This window comes from Mesorhizobium sp. LEGMi-168a (assembly GCF_058312955.1).
The window spans coordinates 1-1,096 of the sequence record NZ_JBZEGV010000139.1 but is presented as its reverse complement, the minus strand read 5'-3'; the positions used below and the strand labels follow the sequence as shown (position 1 = coordinate 1,096).

Genomic DNA, 1,096 nt, shown 5'->3' with positions numbered 1-1,096 from the left:
AGGGTCGGCCCGCGTCAAGAAGGTCGCTCCAGAGCCTTTGGCAATCGGTCGCGTTGCCCTGCGTGTAGACCTCATAACCGATCTCTCCGGTCCATCCCGTGCGCGACACGTAAAGTGTCTGGCCGCCGATGTCGAAGAACCCGGAATGGAAATACTTGAAGTCGTCGCCGATCGCACCCGAGGTCGCTGCACACATCACATCGGGCGATGTCGGCCCCTGAATCTGGAGAACCCGCGAATGCGGATCGCTGATCGCGATGTCAAAATCTCCGCTATGGGCACTCAGCCAGGGCTCCAGCGCGCCATCGGGCTGGACGACCCAAAACCTGTCTTCGGACAGGCGAAAGAGGACGCCGTCCATGTAGATGCCGCCCTGCGGCGTGCAGGCGATGACGTAGCGGCCCCGACCCTCCTTCACGTTTGCGACATGGCGGGCGAAGATCCGCTCCAGGAACCGCACCGCATCCTTCCCGCGGATTTCGACGGGCCGTTCGGGAACGTCATAGAGCGCGCATTTCTGGCGCAGCAGCCAGTACTTTTCGGTCTCGTCATCGCCGGTGTCGATGGGGTAGGTGCGCCCGGCATAGACGCCCATCACCATATCGGGTTGCTCCCAGCAGGTCTGGAAAGGCGATTTTTCAAAGCGGTTTGCTCTGATGCGAATTGTGTCGCTTGCACCTGAATGAATCAAACTGCTCACTGTCGACAACCTTCCCTCCGTCTGGCGAATACCGCTCTAGGGTCACCGCGCGACACCGCATTCTAGATTATTCAAGCGGGATGAAAATCAACGTCATCTGCCTGTAGCCGATACCTTCTCTAAACCACGAAGCGACCGCGCTCGCCGCATGTCGAGATACCTTTGAGCGCGTGGTTTTTCTCGACGTTAAGCGAAGGATGTATGGATCACATATTGCATCAAGCCCGCACTAAGCTTCGAGAGGCTAAGGGAAGCGGAACGCCCTGGCTTTAGCGCAAATGCCCCAGCCGCGAGACCTTGCCTCGCGTCTGGTGTATCCTGCGCGGCCACCAATGTGCTCCGGGCTCGCAATTCAAACCCCAGTCGAACCGCTTCATGAAGACGTGGCGCAATCCT

General features: G+C 58.9%; 1 pseudogene. It reads right to left on the bottom strand.

Features of this window, described 5'->3' with window-relative positions:
* A pseudogene (locus AC4FWB_RS34460) lies at positions 1-700 on the bottom strand (hypothetical protein); the annotation flags it as partial.
* Between the last annotated feature and the right edge of the window lie 396 nt (positions 701-1,096).